The organism is Actinopolymorpha singaporensis, assembly GCF_900104745.1.
GTDB lineage: Bacteria > Actinomycetota > Actinomycetes > Propionibacteriales > Actinopolymorphaceae > Actinopolymorpha > Actinopolymorpha singaporensis.
This window is the reverse complement of sequence record NZ_LT629732.1, coordinates 3,350,718-3,366,888: the sequence shown is the minus strand read 5'-3', so window position 1 is coordinate 3,366,888 and position 16,171 is coordinate 3,350,718. Positions and strand designations below refer to the sequence as shown.

The 16,171-nt window shown below is 71.3% G+C and carries 21 protein-coding genes and 1 tRNA gene; 8 read left to right on the top strand and 14 right to left on the bottom strand.

What is annotated here, in order from left to right:
• The first annotated feature begins 266 nt into the window (after positions 1–266).
• Both BLU27_RS29075 and BLU27_RS15325 read left to right on the top strand, forming a co-directional pair.
• A complete protein-coding gene (locus BLU27_RS29075) occupies positions 267–443 on the top strand; it encodes a hypothetical protein (RefSeq protein WP_157728550.1) in 177 nt (58 codons plus the stop codon).
• 71 nt (positions 444–514) lie between these two features.
• Entirely contained in the window at positions 515–904 is a 390-nt protein-coding gene (locus tag BLU27_RS15325) for a VOC family protein (RefSeq protein ID WP_092654383.1), read from the top strand.
• 40 nt (positions 905–944) lie between these two features.
• On the opposite strand, the gene BLU27_RS15320 is transcribed toward BLU27_RS15325, so the two are convergent.
• Entirely contained in the window at positions 945–1,157 is a 213-nt protein-coding gene (locus BLU27_RS15320; RefSeq protein ID WP_092654382.1) for a dihydrofolate reductase family protein, read from the bottom strand.
• A gap of 48 nt (positions 1,158–1,205) precedes the next feature.
• Between BLU27_RS15320 and BLU27_RS15315 the strand changes: the two genes are divergently transcribed.
• Positions 1,206–1,409, top strand: a complete 204-nt coding sequence (locus BLU27_RS15315; RefSeq protein ID WP_092654381.1) for a hypothetical protein — start codon at positions 1,206–1,208, stop codon at positions 1,407–1,409.
• A 6-nt stretch (positions 1,410–1,415) separates the two neighbouring features.
• On the opposite strand, the gene BLU27_RS15310 is transcribed toward BLU27_RS15315, so the two are convergent.
• Complete coding sequence (locus BLU27_RS15310; protein ID WP_092654380.1) at positions 1,416–2,462, bottom strand: MASE1 domain-containing protein; 1,047 nt, start codon at positions 2,460–2,462, stop codon at positions 1,416–1,418.
• 125 nt (positions 2,463–2,587) lie between these two features.
• Positions 2,588–3,487 (bottom strand): MASE1 domain-containing protein, encoded by a 900-nt coding sequence (locus tag BLU27_RS15305; protein WP_092654379.1) that lies wholly within the window; start codon positions 3,485–3,487, stop codon positions 2,588–2,590.
• Positions 3,488–3,908: 421 nt separating this feature from the next.
• Here BLU27_RS15305 and BLU27_RS15300 point away from each other — a divergent pair, with 421 nt between their 5' ends.
• Both BLU27_RS15300 and BLU27_RS15295 read left to right on the top strand, forming a co-directional pair.
• On the top strand, positions 3,909–4,361 hold the full coding sequence (locus tag BLU27_RS15300; protein ID WP_092654378.1) for a PASTA domain-containing protein: 453 nt from the start codon (positions 3,909–3,911) through the stop codon (positions 4,359–4,361).
• A gap of 500 nt (positions 4,362–4,861) precedes the next feature.
• Positions 4,862–6,448: a restriction endonuclease gene (locus BLU27_RS15295; protein WP_092654377.1), complete on the top strand. Its 1,587-nt coding sequence runs from the start codon at positions 4,862–4,864 to the stop codon at positions 6,446–6,448.
• Here the strand turns inward: BLU27_RS15295 and BLU27_RS15290 are convergent, their stop codons facing one another.
• The 7 genes from BLU27_RS15290 to BLU27_RS15260 all read right to left on the bottom strand — a co-directional run bounded on the left by BLU27_RS15290 (position 6,449) and on the right by BLU27_RS15260 (position 11,259).
• Positions 6,449–7,633 carry an FUSC family protein gene (locus BLU27_RS15290; RefSeq protein ID WP_092654376.1) on the bottom strand — a complete coding sequence of 395 codons (1,185 nt, stop codon included), beginning with the start codon at positions 7,631–7,633 and terminating at the stop codon, positions 6,449–6,451.
• Positions 7,634–7,657: 24 nt separating this feature from the next.
• Complete coding sequence (locus tag BLU27_RS15285; protein WP_092657749.1) at positions 7,658–7,954, bottom strand: GroES family chaperonin; 297 nt, start codon at positions 7,952–7,954, stop codon at positions 7,658–7,660.
• 145 nt (positions 7,955–8,099) lie between these two features.
• On the bottom strand, positions 8,100–8,426 hold the full coding sequence (locus BLU27_RS15280; RefSeq protein WP_092654375.1) for a DUF3618 domain-containing protein: 327 nt from the start codon (positions 8,424–8,426) through the stop codon (positions 8,100–8,102).
• Positions 8,427–8,518: 92 nt separating this feature from the next.
• Positions 8,519–9,262, bottom strand: a complete 744-nt coding sequence (locus BLU27_RS15275) for an energy-coupling factor ABC transporter ATP-binding protein (RefSeq protein ID WP_422386105.1) — start codon at positions 9,260–9,262, stop codon at positions 8,519–8,521.
• A gap of 53 nt (positions 9,263–9,315) precedes the next feature.
• On the bottom strand, positions 9,316–10,080 hold the full coding sequence (gene cbiQ / locus BLU27_RS15270) for a cobalt ECF transporter T component CbiQ (protein WP_092654373.1): 765 nt from the start codon (positions 10,078–10,080) through the stop codon (positions 9,316–9,318).
• Between the two features lies 1 nt (position 10,081).
• Positions 10,082–10,549 carry a PDGLE domain-containing protein gene (locus tag BLU27_RS15265; RefSeq protein ID WP_092654372.1) on the bottom strand — a complete coding sequence of 156 codons (468 nt, stop codon included), beginning with the start codon at positions 10,547–10,549 and terminating at the stop codon, positions 10,082–10,084.
• Positions 10,546–11,259, bottom strand: a complete 714-nt coding sequence (locus tag BLU27_RS15260; RefSeq protein ID WP_092654371.1) for an energy-coupling factor ABC transporter permease — start codon at positions 11,257–11,259, stop codon at positions 10,546–10,548. The genes BLU27_RS15265 and BLU27_RS15260 overlap by 4 nt, the downstream gene beginning before the upstream one ends.
• A 128-nt stretch (positions 11,260–11,387) precedes the next feature.
• Between BLU27_RS15260 and bcp the strand changes: the two genes are divergently transcribed.
• The 3 genes from bcp (at position 11,388) to BLU27_RS15245 (ending at position 12,865) form a co-directional block, all read left to right on the top strand.
• Positions 11,388–11,861 (top strand): thioredoxin-dependent thiol peroxidase, encoded by a 474-nt coding sequence (bcp, locus tag BLU27_RS15255; RefSeq protein WP_092654370.1) that lies wholly within the window; start codon positions 11,388–11,390, stop codon positions 11,859–11,861.
• A 60-nt stretch (positions 11,862–11,921) separates the two neighbouring features.
• Positions 11,922–12,006: transfer RNA gene (locus BLU27_RS15250), tRNA-Leu, on the top strand.
• A gap of 157 nt (positions 12,007–12,163) precedes the next feature.
• Positions 12,164–12,865, top strand: a complete 702-nt coding sequence (locus BLU27_RS15245) for a glycosyltransferase family 2 protein (protein WP_092654369.1) — start codon at positions 12,164–12,166, stop codon at positions 12,863–12,865.
• Between the two features lie 38 nt (positions 12,866–12,903).
• Here the strand turns inward: BLU27_RS15245 and rdgB are convergent, their stop codons facing one another.
• From rdgB to murI, 4 genes are all read right to left on the bottom strand, one after another.
• Positions 12,904–13,536: an RdgB/HAM1 family non-canonical purine NTP pyrophosphatase gene (gene rdgB / locus BLU27_RS15240; RefSeq protein ID WP_092654368.1), complete on the bottom strand. Its 633-nt coding sequence runs from the start codon at positions 13,534–13,536 to the stop codon at positions 12,904–12,906.
• Between the two features lie 13 nt (positions 13,537–13,549).
• Positions 13,550–14,302, bottom strand: a complete 753-nt coding sequence (rph, locus tag BLU27_RS15235) for a ribonuclease PH (protein WP_197681435.1) — start codon at positions 14,300–14,302, stop codon at positions 13,550–13,552.
• 99 nt (positions 14,303–14,401) lie between these two features.
• Positions 14,402–15,163, bottom strand: a complete 762-nt coding sequence (locus BLU27_RS15230) for an MBL fold metallo-hydrolase (protein WP_092654367.1) — start codon at positions 15,161–15,163, stop codon at positions 14,402–14,404.
• Entirely contained in the window at positions 15,160–15,954 is a 795-nt protein-coding gene (gene murI, locus BLU27_RS15225) for a glutamate racemase (protein WP_092654366.1), read from the bottom strand. The genes BLU27_RS15230 and murI overlap by 4 nt, the downstream gene beginning before the upstream one ends.
• Between the last annotated feature and the right edge of the window lie 217 nt (positions 15,955–16,171).

Sequence of the window (16,171 nt, the reverse complement as noted above, 5' to 3'; positions counted from 1 at the left end):
CCCGGGACTACCAGCCGGCCCAGTGCACCGATGATGGCGCCCACGATGATCGCGGTGATGATTCCGCTGATAACCATGATTTCCCTTTCGCCCCGACCTGGGTGACGACTCGGCGGGGTGAACGCGAGGCCGCCAGGCTACAGCCGGTGACGACCAGGTACGAGAGACGGGACGAAGCCCGGGCGGCACCGCCGGAGGGCCGGTCGTACAGTCGCGATTGCCCGAATCCACTACGCCTGCAGGCGTTTGGCTGCCATGATCAGCGCATGAGCATCTACGGTCGTCGGCAGGGCGGCACGCCCTGGGGGCTGGTCCTGCTCTTCCTGCTCGCTCTCAGCCTCACTGCCGCAGTCATGATCTATCGGGACGGGGTCGCCGCCGCAAAGGTGGTCGACACCTCCACTTCTGCTTCCACTTCCACTTCCACTTCCACGCAGCGCTGACTCTCGACGCTCCGGAGCCGGGCGGTGAAACGACTGGCCATCGACGGTCCGCGCCGCCATGCTGTCCGTCCATGGCATGGTTGCGCGAGATCGTCGTCGACTGCCGGCACGCACCTTCGCAGGCGCGGTTCTGGGCACAGGTGCTCGACGGGTACGCCGTCCGGGCGTACGACGAGGAGGAGATCGAACGCCTTGCCGGTCTCGGGCTCACACCCGAGACCGACCCCTCCGTCGCGCTGGACGGCCCGGGTCCGACGTTCTTCTTCACCGAGGTGCCAGAGCCCAAGGCGGGCAAGAACCGCCTGCACGTCGACGTCGTCTCCGCCGACCGGCGCGCCGAGGTCGCCCGGCTGGTCGAGCGGGGCGCCTCGGTGCGTCAGGAGTACGACGGACACACGGTGCTGGCCGACCCGGAGGACAACGAGTTCTGCGTCACCGACCCCCGCGACACCTGGGAGTGACCGCGGGCGGATCGCACCTCCGGGCGTCCGGACGTCGGAGCTACCCCCGGAAGGTGTAGGTCAGGATGACGATCCCGGAATCCAGCGGGGTCGCATCCACCAGTGAGAACATCGCCGGTGCCGCACCCTCGCGGAACAACAGGTCCTGCGCCCCTCCGCCGCGTACCAGGAACGGATGCACCCACAGCCGCACCTCGTCCAGCAGGCCCGCGTCGAGCATCGCGTAGGTCACCGAACCGAAGCCGTACTGCACGATGTCCTTGCCAGGAAGGGATTTCAGCCACCGGATCTCCCCACCGCGTTGTCCGGGATCGCCGTGGTGTTCGCCCAGTCCGGATCCTTCAGCGTCGTCGAGACGACGTACTTCGGCATCGTGTTGATCCGGTCGCTGTACGGATCACCGGAACGCGCCGCGCTGAACGAACGAGTGATCGCTGAGGGTGTACGGCTGTTGGCGAGGGCCGTCGAAGAACTCCGCCCCGCCCGCACGCTCGGACGGGAGTGACGGCGGTCAGCCCGGTCCGGCTCCGCTGCCCTCGACGCGTTCGCGTACAACGCGGTGCTCACCGTCGGCGTGTTCGCTGTGGTTGCGTGCCAACGGCACCGGCCGGGGCCGCAGACTTCGGTCGAGCTGACTCACCACCGAGGCGAGCTGGGTGGCAGCCTGCTCGACGTCGTCGTGGGCCAGGTTTCGCTCGGTCGTGGTGACCGCGAGGACCAACGCGGTGAGGGCGGTCGATCCGTCGAAGGCCTGAATGGTGATCAGGTTGGAGTAGACGTCCTGCCCTTCGAACGGTCCGGACCCGTTGACGGCGCCGATGACCGCCATCGTCGACACCACCAGGATCGCCGTGGTGGCACCGGCGAGCTGGAACCTCAGCGCCGCCCAGATCAGGAACGGAAAGACCAGGAAGAGAAGTTCGGTGGTCGTACGGGTGGCGACCAGCATGACGAGAACAGCTCCGGCCAGCATGGCCGTCGCCTCGAGTACGCGGAGGGGACGCAGGTCCCGCGGCACGTGCACTCGGCGGAGGACGAGCAGGAACGGCGTGACGACGAGGACGCCCATCGCGGAGCTGATCCAGCTCAGCAGCACCCGGAGCCAGAAGTTGCCGGGCTGCTCGATTCCGGCCAGCACCTGTGCGCCGATCGCAATCGTCGTGCTGATGAGCGTGGCGACCAGCGCGCCGTACACCACCAGGGCGGCGAGGTCCTTCATCCGGTCCAGTTCCAGCCGGAAGCGGGCGTGGCGCAGCAGCCGGTAGCCACACCACATGCCGAGGGTCATCCCCAGCGCCACCGCCAGCGCCACCAGCGGAGGCCGGCCCAACCCGACGAGGTTGACCAGGAACGAACCGAGGGTGATGCCCGGGAGGACCCGCCCACCGAAGATGAGCAGCGCTGCCAACGACACACCCGTCGGCGGCCACAGGAGCCGGGTCGGCCCGGCACCGATGTGCTGCAGCAGTCCGACATTTCCGACGACGATGTAGACCGCCGCCAGCCCGATGATCAGGGCGGCGGTGGTGGCGTCACGCTTTCGGAAATCGCTCGTCACGTCACCTCATCGTACGCCGACTGGTCGTCGCTATTCAGCACCTATTCAGGTCCTCCGGCCCGGGCACCACAGACCGTCCGAGCATTTCGAGGACCTTATGGACCTTGCCTGCATAATTCCGTCGGCTACCCGGTTTTCTCCTGTGTCACGTCCGGCTCGCCGCCCAGCTCCGGCCCAGCTGTCCGGTCGGGCCGCGGGCGTACCCGCAGCCGCCGGTCGAGTTGGTGGACGGCGGCGGCCAGCTGGATGGCGACCTCCTCCACGTGGGCGCGTGCCTCGTTGCGGGCGGTGACCGTCACCGAGAGAGCGAGCGCGGTCAACGCCGTCACCGCGGCGAACGACTGCATCGTGAAGATGTTGGAGAGCTTGCTGTGCAACGCGAACGCGCTGATCCCGCGCAGGGAGGCGTAGGTCGCGAGCACGGTCGCCACCAGCACGCAGGTCGCCGCCGCCGCCAGATGGAAACGCCACGCGGCCCACACGATGAACGGGGAGGTGAGGAACAACAACTGCTCCTCGCGCTGGAAGGTCAGGACCAGCAGGGCCACCATGGCCGCGAACAGCGCGGCCGCCTCGAGCCAGCGCGCGGGCCGGAAAGGCCTGGGCCAGTGGAGACGGCGCACCATGAGCAGGAACGGCGCGATCACGATCACGCCGAGGGCCTCACCGCTCCAGTCGACCACCCAGGCCGTGCCGAAGTCCGCCGGCAACGCGCCACTCAACCGGAGGGAGCCGACCGTCATGGTCGCACCCACGACCGTCGGAGCGATACCGCCGAGCACCACCAGCGCGAGTACGTCGCGCAGTCTCGGCAACTCCGGCCTGAAGTCCGTGGCGTCCAGCAGCAGATAGCCGAGCACCGACACGAGGGTGGCGCCGAGGAGGTGGCGGCCACCATGGGCAGGGCGGCGTCCGGCGAGAGAGCTCTGCACGCCCAGCCATCCGCTGGCGTAATACGCGACAGCAACACCGAAGACGCACAGAGCCACACGGAACCGGCTGCGGTTGTGGGGGGTGATTTCCACGGGCTGATCGTACGCGGCGGCGACCGGCTCGAACCATCACCGTTTTCCCAACTTTCTGTACGACCTTTTCTGACAAGGCCAAGCGCCAGTCGGACAAACATTTGGGAGCTCGCGGAACTACTGTCAACTCCCCCTTGCTCTCCAGGAGGCACGGCCTGATCCCGGTTTTCGGGCGTAGTCCGGCGGGGAGGTGGCGACCATGACCAGCAGGCTGGCACGCAGGCCGCCGGCGGGCGGGGCCCCACGCCGGCACATCCGCCCGGACCCGCGTGCCGCGCCGTCTCGGGACCGTCGCCATCGCGGTCGCGGTGGAGGGCTTGGTCCTCTGTGCGGCCCTCACCTCCTGCGCAGGCGGCCGGCCCACCGCGCCCGTCGGGCCGGACCGGGATCCTCGGGAGCGCTCCTGCCCAACCTCGTGGGCATGGGCCTGCAGTCGGCACAGGAAGCGGCTCGCGGCGCCGGGTTCACCGACCTCACCTCCCACCACGCGCTCGGCCGCGGGCGTCGCCAGATCCTGGGCCGTTCGTGGCGCGTCTGCACGCAGTCGCCCGCGCGGGGCCGGTGGGCGAAGAACTCCCCGATCGACCTCGGCGCGGTGCGTCTGGAGGAACACTGCCCGGCCGACGACCAGGGGCGCCGGCCGATGCGGGTGAGTACGACGATGGCGGACTTCCGCGGGCGCTCACTCGCGGTGGCCCGAGCGGCGCTGCCGGAGGACACCAGCATCGAGGAGGTCGACGGCACCGGCGGTGGCCGGGCGGCGCTGCTGGAGAGCAACTGGCGTATCTGTACCCAGTCACCAGCCCCGGGTACCAGGCTGCACGGCCAACCCGTCAGCTTCACGGTGGTGAAGTTCACCGAAGGCTGCCGCTGAAGCCAACCGGCCCCCCGGGCGTGGCCAGTTCGGCCAACTTCCGCCGCGTCGCAACCGCCCTGTCGGCGACCGGCGGACGGCGTACCCCCTGACGACCGTCGCTCCCGGGCGCCCAGGCGGCGGCCGAGATTCGGGCAGAAGATCCAAACCGGACAGTGCGGCCGCACCGTTTCGCAAGCTTGCACCGTTCGGCCGCGAAGGTCAGGCCGGACTGAGCGCTGTGACAGTCCTTTGCCAGGTTCGGGGCCGGGTGTTACAAGGTATGGACCCTGCGTGATCGGAAGCGGCAGCGACCCCGAAAACGAGCAGACGAAACAAGGCGACCGCCGCCCGGACCCTCGGCTCAGCCTGACACCGCCCGCACCGCGAGGTAGGACCCACTGACGAGGGAGCGCGCCGTGCCACGTCAACGACCCCAGTTTCGGCGACCCAGCAACTGGCGTACCCGACGTGCCGCCTCGGCACGGGAACGGCGTCGGGCAGAGTTGGACGAGCAGCGGATGCGCGAGGACGCGGCGGTGCGCACCGAAGCGGTCGAGCAGCGCATCCAGAAGCTCGGGTTCGTCCTGCGCTCCACGATGCCGCGCACCGTCGAGCCGCTGAACTTCGAGGCCCAGAAGGAACGGGTTCCGTTCCTCGACCTCGGCGACGACGCCGTACCCGCGCCGGTCCCCACCTGGTCGGACTTCGCTCCTCGCACGGGCCGGCTGCGCCGGTTGCTCACCAAGGAAGCCCATCGGCAGGCAGCGCAGGCGACGGCGGAGCAGGCGTACACGAACGCGCTGGCGCGCTACCGCGAGCAGGAGGCCGCCCGCCTGGCCCGGATCGAGGAACGCAGCAGGGCACACCACGAGGCCAGCGGAGCCGACCGGCGGCGCGTGCTGGCCCACAACGCCGGCGTCGACCGCTTCCGCGACCGGGTGCTGACCGGCGACCCGGAGGCGGTCAGCGACTACTACGCCCGGGTCTTCGCGCCGTTCGCGGCCCGCCCGGCCGGTTTCCCCCGCGGTCACCGGTTCGGCTACGTGCCCGAGTCGCGGTTGCTGCTGGTCGAGTGGCGGCTACCCGGCATCGGCGTGGTGCCGCGCGAGCGGGAGTACCGCTACAACCCGGCCACGAAGTCGGTCGGAGTGCACCGGTGGCGTTCCATCTCGGAGGTACGCAAGGTGTACGGCAGCGTCTGCGCGCAGTTGGCGATCCGGACCGTGCACGTCGCTCTGTACGCCGACCCCGACGGCCTGGTGCAGACCGTGGTCTTCAACGGCGTGGTCGCTCCCGACAACGAAGGCGACGGCGGCCGCGACCCCGGGCAGGCGAAGGAAGGAGCGGGCAATCGGAAGGAACCGGTCTGCCTGATCAGCATGAGTGCGTCCCGGCGGCAGTTCGCGCGGCTCTCGCCGGCGGACCTCGACGACCCGCTGGGTGAGCTCCGCAGCCGGTTCGGCGCGAGGGTGTCGGCCTTCCCGGACGAGCTCACCGCCGTCTCCCCCGTCCTGCCGTACGCACTGGCCGACCCACACCTCGTCGTCGCCGTCTCGGGCAAGGGACCGAACCTGCTGGCCGCGCCGCCGGAGGAGTTCGACCGGCTGATGGAGCGGCTGCTGGAGCGGATGGGCTACCAGCTCACGCCGCTCCCCCAGGCCCCCGGCAGCTACCTCGCCCGGCGTACCACTGGCGGGCGGGCCGAACAGGCCGTCGTCCACCTACGCCGGCGCGGCGGAACGCTGGACACCGCGGAGGTACGCGCGCTGGGCACCGCCGTGCGCCGCCAGCACGCCGCCGAGGGCCTGCTGCTCACCACGGCCGGGCTCGAACCCCAGGCCTACGACTACGCGCACGGCCGGCCGCTGCGCCTGTACGCCGGGCGGAGCCTCCTGGCGCTCTGCCGATGCCACGGGCTACCCGCCCGGATGGACCCGCCTACCGCGGCCTCGGCCCCGGGCCCCGTGGCGAACGGGACGGCCGGCCCGGCCGCGGGGTCGAACGGCGCCGGGCCGGGCTCCTCGCATCCCGCCGACCGGACCCGACGCCGGCCCACCGGACACGCGCATCCCTCGTCGACGTCCCGTCCGACCGGCCCCTCCTGACTACTCCGGCTGGTCCGCCGACTCGGCCGACTCCGGGGGCTGGCGACGACCGAAGGCCTCGTCCACCTCGTCGGCCTCCAGCCCGGCGGCGCGCATCAGATCATGGGCCGCCGAACGGATCTGCGCCACCATCACGTTGCCGGAGAAGCCGGTCCCGACCGAGGCGGTGGCCAGCTCGACCGCGTCCACCAACCCACGTTGCGTGGCCCGGGTGTCCGCACCCCTGGCCAGTTCGTTGCGCAGTGTCCGGGTCGCCTCGGCCAGCCGGCGGATCGCCACCGGCAGGCCCGGGTCGACCGGCTCGTTCTGCTGGATCGCCACCACAGCCCGGCGGGCCAGCACCCGCACGTTGCGTACCGCGTGGTCGAGGTGATCCACCGCGTCGACGTACTGCATCAGGTGACCGCGGGTACGCCAGCGGACGGGGGCGATGCGGGCGATCTCGCTGCCCGCACCCACGGCGTCGCGCAACTCCCCGACCGGACCCTCGACCTGGCGCGCACGGCGAAGCGTCTCCATGGCACGCCCCGCATCCCGGTCGGTGAGCACCGCGGCGATCTCCTCGAGGACGGCGGCGAGGTTGTCCAGGACGCCGTTCGCTGCCCGCCGCGCCAGCACGATGGGATTGATCGGCAGCAGCAGGGCGTTGACGAGCAGGCCGACCGTGCCGCCGACCAGCGCGTCCACGAACCGCGCCGTCGGGGCTGGTGAGGTGGCGGCTGCGCTCGCGGGCACCAGGGCGACGATCAGGATCGCCGACGCCGCTCCCTGGTTGACCAGGACGGGCCCGCCACCGGCGAGCACCGCGGTGCACATCGCGAGGAAGACGACCAGGGCGATCTGCCAGGCACCCCGGCCGATCACCCCGATCAGGAGTTCGGCGACCAGGACGCCGAGGGCGACACCGACGACCAGCTCGAACGAGCGGCGCAGCCGCTGCCCGAGCGCCACACCCAGGGACAGAACCGCCGCGATCGGCGCGAAGAACGGCTGCTGGTGGCCGATCAGCTTGGTGGCGATGACCCACGCGATCCCGGCCGCGGCTGCCGACTGGATGATCGGCACGAGTGCTCGCCGCAGCCGCCCCGCGCGGGCCAGCACCGACTCGCGCGAGCGGTGCGCCACCTCACCGACGGTCGTCTCGCCGCGCCGAGCCGCCCGCTCATCTGGTCGCTGGTCGGACATCGTGGCGGCCGGTGCGCGAGGCGGTCAGAGGTAGAGGCCGGTCGCGTCGTCCTCGAGGCGTTCGGAGGCGACGGCATGGATGTCGCGCTCACGCAGCAGGACGTACGCCTCGGCACGGACCTCGATCTCCGCGCGCTCCTCGGGGTCGAACAGCACGCGGTCGCCCACCACGATGGTGCGTACGTGCGGACCGATCGCCACCACCCGTGCCCAGGCCAGCCGCTTGCCCATCTGGGCGGTGGCCGGGATCACGATGCCCGCCGAGGAACGTCGCTCGCCGCTCTCGGTGTCCATCGAGACGAGGACCCGGTCGTGGAGCATGCGGATGGGCAGTTTCTCGGCCGTCAGCCGCGCGGCGTGGGAGTCAGTCACGTCATGAGAGATTACGGCGCCGTCCCCCGAGGACGCCAAGGGGGACGCCGCTGCGGACGCGGTCACCACGTGATCGTGGGACGACGCGGCCGGGTCAGCCACGCTTCCGGACGAGGTAGCGGAGCAGGGTCAGTGCCCCGACAGCGCCGGCCACGCCGCCCCCGATGGTGAGAAGCCGCTCGGTGCGCGGGCTCCCGTCGGGGTTGACGACGAAGCTCTTGGCCTTGGCGGAGACCCTGCCGGCCAGCGCTTTGGGCTGCACCCGTGCGCTCAGCACGTCGACGGTGTTGGCCAGAGAGTCGCGGGTCGCCGCGAGGTCGGCCTCGATCTGCGCCGCGGTGCGTGGGCCCGAATGGGCACGGCGGGAGCCGTTGCTGGCAGCCCGCTGGTCAGGAAGCGCCGGTCTGGTCGAATCGCTCACTGGTGGTCCTTTCCGATCACATCGGCCCCGCGGTGGTTCCACCTGCAGATCCCCGGAACAACTACCGGAGATCTTGCCAGTCTTCCAGATGGCTACCCCGCTCGCGCGACGTTGGCACGTACCGGGTCGAACCCGAACGGAAGCTCCAGCCGGTGCGCGGCCATCAGGTCCGCGTCGGCGAGCAGGTCGACCGTCGCCCCGTCGGCGACGATCGTGCCCTCGTCGAGAATCACCGCGCGGTCGCACAGTTGCAGCGCGTACGGCAGGTCGTGGGTGACCATGAGCACGGTGACGTCCAGGCCGGTGAGGATCTCGGCGAGCTCGCGGCGGCTGGCCGGGTCGAGGTTGCTGGACGGCTCGTCCAGGACGAGCACCGACGGCCGCATCGCCAGAACCGTCGCCACCGCCACCCGGCGCCGCTGCCCGAACGAGAGGTGGTGCGGCGGGCGGTCGGCGTGGTCGCCCATCCCCACCGCGGCCAGCGCCTCCTCCACCCGGGCGGTGAGCTCCACCCCGCGCAGACCGAGGTTGGCCGGGCCGAAGGCCACGTCGTCGCGCACAGTCGGCATGAACAGCTGGTCGTCGGGGTCCTGGAACACCACGCCCACCCGGCGGCGTACCTCGGTCAGCGTCGGCTTCCCCACCAGCAGCCCGTCGACGTGCACCGTCCCCCGGCCGGCCTCGAGGATGCCGTTCAGGTGGTGCACCAGCGTGGTCTTGCCCGCGCCGTTGGGGCCGAGCATGGCGACCCGTTCGCCGGCGTACACGGCGAGGTCGACGCCGTACAACGCCTGGTGACCGTCGGGATAGGCGTACGCCAGGCCGCTGACCGCCAGGACCGGCTGCGCGGCCGGGCGTGTCGCCGGCGGTGTCGCCCCGGGTGTCGTCGTCACGAGGTCCACCATGCACCAACCGCCAGGAGAAGCGCGCACAGCGGTAGGACGGCCACCGCGGCCCACGCCGCCGGCGGGGTGCGGTCCTCGGACAGGACGGGCAGGGAGCCGGCGTACCCCCTGGACAGCATCGCCAGGTGGACCCGCTCGCCGCGTTCGTAGGAACGGATGAACAGCGTGCCCGCCGACCGCGCCAGCACCGGCCAGGACCGGGGGCCGCGCGGGTCGAAGCCGCGGGCCGCCCGGGCGATCCGCATCCGGCCCAGCTGGCCGGTGATCACGTCGAGGTAGCGCACCATGAACGTCGCGATCTGGACCAGCTGGCTGGGCAGCCGCAGCCGCTGCAGCCCGGCCAGCAGGTCGCGCTGGTCGGTGGTGGCGGCCAGCAGGATGGAGCCGACGACGCCGAGGGTGGCCTTGGCCAGGACGTTCCACGCCGACCACAGGCCGGACTGGGACAGCGCCAGGCCCGCCACCTCCACCCGCGGTCCCTGGGCGATGAAGGGCAGCAGTACGGCGAACACGATCACCGGGGTCTCCACCACGACCCGGCGGGCCAGGAAGCCGAGCGGCACCCGGCCGAGGGCGGCGACGGCGAGCAGCAGGACGGCGTACCCGGCGAACGCCCAGAACGCGGTGCGCGGCGTGGCCACCACCACGAGGACGAACGTCACCAGGGCGACGAGCTTGCAGTGCGCGGGCAACCGGTGCACCGGCGAGTGGCCGTGCAGGTGGAGCAGGTGGCTGTGGCCCGAGGCCACCTCAACGCCTCCTGTCGGCGGGCGCGGCGGCTGCGTCGTCCACGTCGGCCGACCTGCGGTCGGTGGGGTGCTCGGCGCCGTCGTCGGTGGGGCGGTCGTCGCGGCGGTCGCGGCGGCGGACGGCGAGGGCGACACCGGTGCCCAGCGCCAGCACGATGGCCACGCCGGCCACCCCGGCCACCGCGTTGGAGACCCGGCCGTCGGTGATGCCGCGGACGCCGTAGTCGGCGAACGGCGAGTGGCGGGTGGGGCTGTCCTTCGCGGTGGAGGCGAAGCCGTGGTCCTCGGCGACCTTGTTCAGTCCGTCCGGACTGGCCGAGGCGTAGTAGCTGGCCCCGCCGGCGAGGGCGAGCACGACGAGCAGACCCACCACCACGAACACCCGGGTGCGGGGCCGCCGCCTGCCGGACACCTGGCTGTCGGACCGGTCGTCCGATCGGTTGTCCGGACCGCTTTCTGGCCTGCTCATGCCGACCGGTCTCCCTTCGCGACGAGCGGGCGCGGCTCCCGCACGGTGAGCTCGCGGGCCGCGAGCAACGAACGTGCGCCGTGGACCAGGTCGGGGCGGACCGCGATGACGCTGCCGACGGTGAGGGCGGTGATCACCGCCTCACCGAGCCCGATCAGCACGTGCCAGCCGACCATGGCGGCGAAGACGGCCTTGAACGAGATGTCGGCGGTGCCGCCCACGGCGTACAGGCCGACGAAACACAACGCGGCCACCGGCACCGAGACCAGCGCGGCGACGAACGCGGCCGGTGCCGCCGAGGCCGGCCGCCGTGGCAGCAACCGCAGCGTGAGCCGGAACAACGCCCAGCCGACCACCACGGTGACCACGCCCATCAACGTGATGTTGGTGCCGAGCGCGGTGATGCCGCCGTCCGCGAAGAACAGCCCCTGGACGAGCAGGACGACGGTCATGCAGAGAATCGCCGTCCACGGTCCGACGAGTATCGCGGCCAGCGCCCCGCCGAGCAGATGCCCGCTGGTACCGGCCCCGACCGGGAAGTTGAGCATCTGGACGGCGAACACGAACGCGGCGACCAGCCCGGTGAGCGGCGCGGTCTTGTCGTCCAGCTCGTGCCGGGCCCGGCGCAGGGAGACCGCCACCGCGGCCGCGGCGACGGCGCCGGTGGCGATCGACGTCGGCGCGTCCAGAAATCCGTCGGGCACGTGCACCGGGATCCTCCTCGCGGCTGAGGGATGATGAGGCAACCTGCCGGCCCCGCGTTGCGCCTCGTATTCTTACATGCGAATGACTTGCAACTAGCCCCGGCGGGTCGATCCGTACGCCGACAGGAGGACCAGTGGCACCTACCCCCCGACTCAACCCCGGCGACACCGCACCCGACTTCACCCTCGACGACGCCGACGGCAAGCCGGTCACCTTGTCCGGCCTTCGCGGGCAGAAGGTGATCGTGTACGTCTATCCGGCCGCGATGACCCCCGGCTGCACCACCCAGGCCTGCGACTTCCGCGATTCGCTGCAGTCGCTCGCGGCCGCCGGCTACACCGTGCTCGGGGTCTCCCCGGACTCCCCGGCCAAGCTGGCGAAGTTCGTGGCGAAGGAGGGCCTGACGTTCCCGCTGTTGTCCGACCCGGACAAGTCCATGCTGCAGGCGTGGGGAGCGTACGGCGAGAAGCAGTCCTACGGCCGCACCGTGACAGGCGTGATCCGCTCGACGTTCGTGGTCGACGAGGAGGGCCGGATCGAGATCGCGCAGTACGCCGTGAAGGCGTCCGGCCACGTCGCGCGACTGCGCCGCGAACTCGGCGTGTGAGGCCTACCCGGCTCACCCGTGGCCGGCCCGTAGACTGGGCCGCCGCGGGTGGACCGGCAGGCGAGAGTGGCGGAATTGGCAGACGCGCCGGACTTAGGATCCGGTGCCCATGGGCGTGAGGGTTCGAGTCCCTTCTCTCGCACCAGCAGGCACGGTCTCCCGCGAACGCTTCGCCGTCGTAACCGGTTCCTGCCACACCTCGCCGTACTCGTCGTGTCCGTCGTACCCGCTGTGAACGCCGTCCGTACTGCCGTTGGTACTCCCGTGCGTGCACGGCCCTGGCTCGCGTGGAGAAAGCCCCAGTGAAGCTCTCGATCCTCGTCCCCGTGTACAACGAGGTGGCGACGTTCGACCTGGTCCGCAAGCGGATCCTCGACGTCGACTACCCCTGTGACGTCGAGGTCGTCGTGGTCGACGACGGCAGCACCGACGGCACCGCCGACCTGCTCGCCGCCGTGGACGATCCACGGGTGGTGATCCACCGCCACGAGGTGAACCGCGGCAAGGGCGCGGCCATCGCCACCGCGGCGAGGATCGCCTCCGGGACGCACCTGACGATCTGCGACGCCGACCTGGAGTACGACCCGGACGACATCCCGAGGCTGCTGCGCCCGGTGATCGACGGGGAGGCCGAGGTCGTCTACGGTACGCGGACGTTCAGCAGCCACACGTCCTTCTCGTTCTGGTTCGTGCTCGGCAACCGGGCCGTGACGACGTTCGCGAACGTGTTGTTCAACTGCTACATCCGCGACCTGGAGACCTGCTTCAAGCTGATGCCGCTGGACCTCTACCGACGGCTCGGCGTCCGCTCCGCGGGCTTCGGCATGGAGGCCGAGGTGACCGGCAAGCTGCTGCGCGCCGGCTACCGGCCCTACGAGGTGCCGATCTCCTACACCGCGCGCAGCCGCGCCGAGGGCAAGAAGCTCACCTGGCGGGACGGTGTGGAGGCGCTGTGGATCCTGCTCCGCATCCGGGCGGGCCTCGACCGTGCGGGACGTGCCTGACCGCCCCCGCAGATTGAGTTATGCGCCGGCAGGCTGGGCTACGCCCCGGCCGGGTCGGGTAGGTGAACCGCGAGCAACGGAACCAGCTCGCGCAGCGCCCGGCCGCGGTGGCTCACCGCGTCCTTCTCCTCCGCCGACATCTGCGCGAACGTGCGGGTGCCGCCCTCCGGCACGAAGAGCGGGTCGTATCCGAACCCGCCGTCGGCGCGCGGTTCGGTGGCCACGGTGCCCATGACCCGTCCCTCCACCACGTGTTCCTGACCGCCGGGCAGAACCAGCGCCACGCAGGCGACGAACGCCGCGCCCCGGCGCTGCGCGGGCACGTCCGCCAGCTGCGCCAGCAGCAGCGCGTTGTTGCGCGCGTCGTCCTTGTCCACACCCGACCAGCGTGCCGACAGCACGCCCGGCATGCCGTTCAGTGCGTCGACGCACAGGCCGCTGTCGTCGGCGACCGCGGGCAACCCCGAGTGGGCGAACGCCGCCCGGGCCTTCAGCAACGCGTTGCCGGCGAAGGTGGATTCGGTCTCGGCGGGCTCGTCGTAGGGGGTCACGTCGTCGAGGCTGAGCACCTCGACGTCGGGTAGCTGGGGGCGCAGGATCCGGTCGAGCTCGGCCAGCTTCTTGCGGTTGTGCGTGGCCAGCACGATCCGTCGCCGCACGCCCGTCCCCATCGCCGTCACCGCCCTACCGTGCCGAGCCGGTCGGCAGGTCGACGGCGAGGGCCTCCGACTGGGCGCGGGCGAGTTCGGCACACCCGACCGCGGACAGCTCGAGCAGCCCGTCGAGCAGCTTGCGGTCGAACGGCTCCCGCTCGGCGGTGCCCTGCACCTCGACGTAGCGCCCGTCGCCGGTCATCACGACGTTCATGTCGGTGTCGGCGCGCACGTCCTCCTCGTAACACAGGTCGAGCATCGGCACACCGCCCACCACGCCGACCGACACCGCGCTCACCGAGTCGATCAGCGCACGCCCCTTCAGCGCGCCCTTTCGCTCCAGGTGCCGCACGGCGTCGACCAGAGCGACGTAGGCGCCGGTGATCGCGGCGGTGCGGGTGCCGCCGTCGGCCTGCAGCACGTCGCAGTCGAGCACGATGGTGTTTTCACCCAGGGCGGCGTGGTCGATCACGGCCCGCAGGGAACGCCCGACCAGGCGGGAGATCTCCATCGTCCGGCCGCCGATCTTGCCCTTGACCGACTCGCGCGCGCTGCGGGTGTTGGTCGAGCGGGGAAGCATGGCGTATTCGGCGGTCACCCAGCCCTCGCCGGAGTCGCGCCGCCAGCGGGGCACGCCCTCGGTCACGCTGGCCGCGCACAGCACCCTGGTGCGCCCGAACTCGACCAGGACCGAGCCCTCGGCGTGGTCGAGCCAGCCCCGGGTGATCGAGACCGGTCGCAACTGCTCGGCGGACCGGCCGTCCACTCTCGTCATGCTCGTCATGCGCCGACCATACCGATCCGCGCCGACAGGCATCGCAGCCGAGATGCGGCGGCCTCCCGGTGTCGCCCGGACGACGGCCGGACGACGGCGGTTGCCACCTCAGATGTCGTACACCGCACCGGGTCTGGCCAGCTCCAGCGGGCCGGAGTAGGCGGCGCGGGCGTCCGCGAGCATCCGCTGACCGTCGTACCACGGCGGAACGTGGGTCACCACCAGCCGCCCCGCACCGGCCGCCTGGGCGTACTCCCCCGCCTGCCGCCCGGTGAGGTGCAGGTCGGGCGGATTGTCCGCACCGTGCTGGAACGTCGCCTCGCTGAGGAGCAGGTCCGTGCCCGTGGCCAGCTCGGCGAGCTCGGGATTGGGCCCGGTGTCGCCGGTGTAGACCAGTGACCGGCCGTCGTGGTCCAGCCGCACGGCGTACGCCTCGACCGGGTGCCGCGCCGGCGCGACCGACACCAAGAACGGCCCGATCTTGGTCGGATCGACGTCCACCCAGGCGCGGAAGTCGAAGACCTCCCGCATGCCCGGCTCCAGCGGCATGCCGTACATCGCGGCCAGCCGGTCGGCGGTGCCGAACGGGCCGTAGACCGGCACCCGGCCACGCCGGCCACGCGGGTGGTAGCGGGACGCGACGTAGTAGGAACACAGGTCGACGCAGTGGTCGGGATGCAGGTGCGTCACCCCTACCGCGTCCACGTCGTAGTCGGGGACGTACCGCTGCAGCGCACCGAACGCGCCGTTGCCCAGGTCCAGGACGAGCCGGAACGTACGCCCCTCGTACGGCGCCTCCACGAGGTAGCCGGACGCGGGCGAACCCGGCCCGGGAAACGACCCCGAACACCCCAGAACGGTGAGCCTCACGCCATCTCCTCCACGAACGTGATCTCCGGTCCCAGGAACCGCCCCCCGATCTGCATGAAGGCGTCCGGGTCGCCGGTGGTGAGGAACCGGTGCCGCGGCGGCGCCAGCGCCGGGCTGCGCTCGCCTCCGTCGCGCACCAGCCGGGCGTAGACGTCCTTCGCGGTCTCCTCCGCGCTGGACACCAGCGTGACCTCCGGTCCCATGACGTAGGAAATGACACCCGTGAGCAGGGGATAGTGCGTGCAGCCGAGGACGAGGGTGTCGATCCCGGCCTTGGTCAGCGGGTCGAGGTATTCGTGCGCCACCGCCAGCAGCTCCGGGCCGGCCGTGAGCCCGCGCTCGACGAACTCCACGAACCGCGGGCACGCCTGCGTGTGCAGGTTGATGTGCGGGGCCGCCGCGAACGCGTCGTCGTAGGCCAGCGACGTCGCGGTCGCCCGCGTGCAGATCACCCCCACCTCGCCGGACCGGGTGGCGGCCACGGCCCGCCGGGCCGCCGGGAAGATCACCTCGACCACGGGAACGGAGTATCGCTCGCGGGCGTCGCGGAGCACGGCGGCGCTGGCGGAGTTGCAGGCGATGACGAGCAGCTTGACGCCCTGGTCGACGAGGTGGTCCAGGCACTCCAGCGCGTACTTGCGTACGTCGGCGATGCTCTTCTGGCCGTAGGGGTATCGCGCGGTGTCGGCGAGATAGAGAACGGGTTCGTGCGGGAGCTGGTCGAGCAGGGCGCGGGCAACGGTGAGCCCACCGAACCCGGAGTCGAAGATCCCGATCGGCGCATCTGACACGGCCGTCAGCCTACGGGGCGAGGCCGACAGGCGTTCGCTGAGTGACCGGAGGTGTGACGTGAGTACCCACGTGACTACGGATGTGCCCGGCACCGGGGTTCGGCTCGCTCGCACGAGACCGCACCCCGGTGCCGAACACACCACCCAGCACCCCACCATCGGCGCCACCGAGCACCGTCACGCCGGCTGGTCCGGCCCCCCGCCGGTCCTGCCTGCG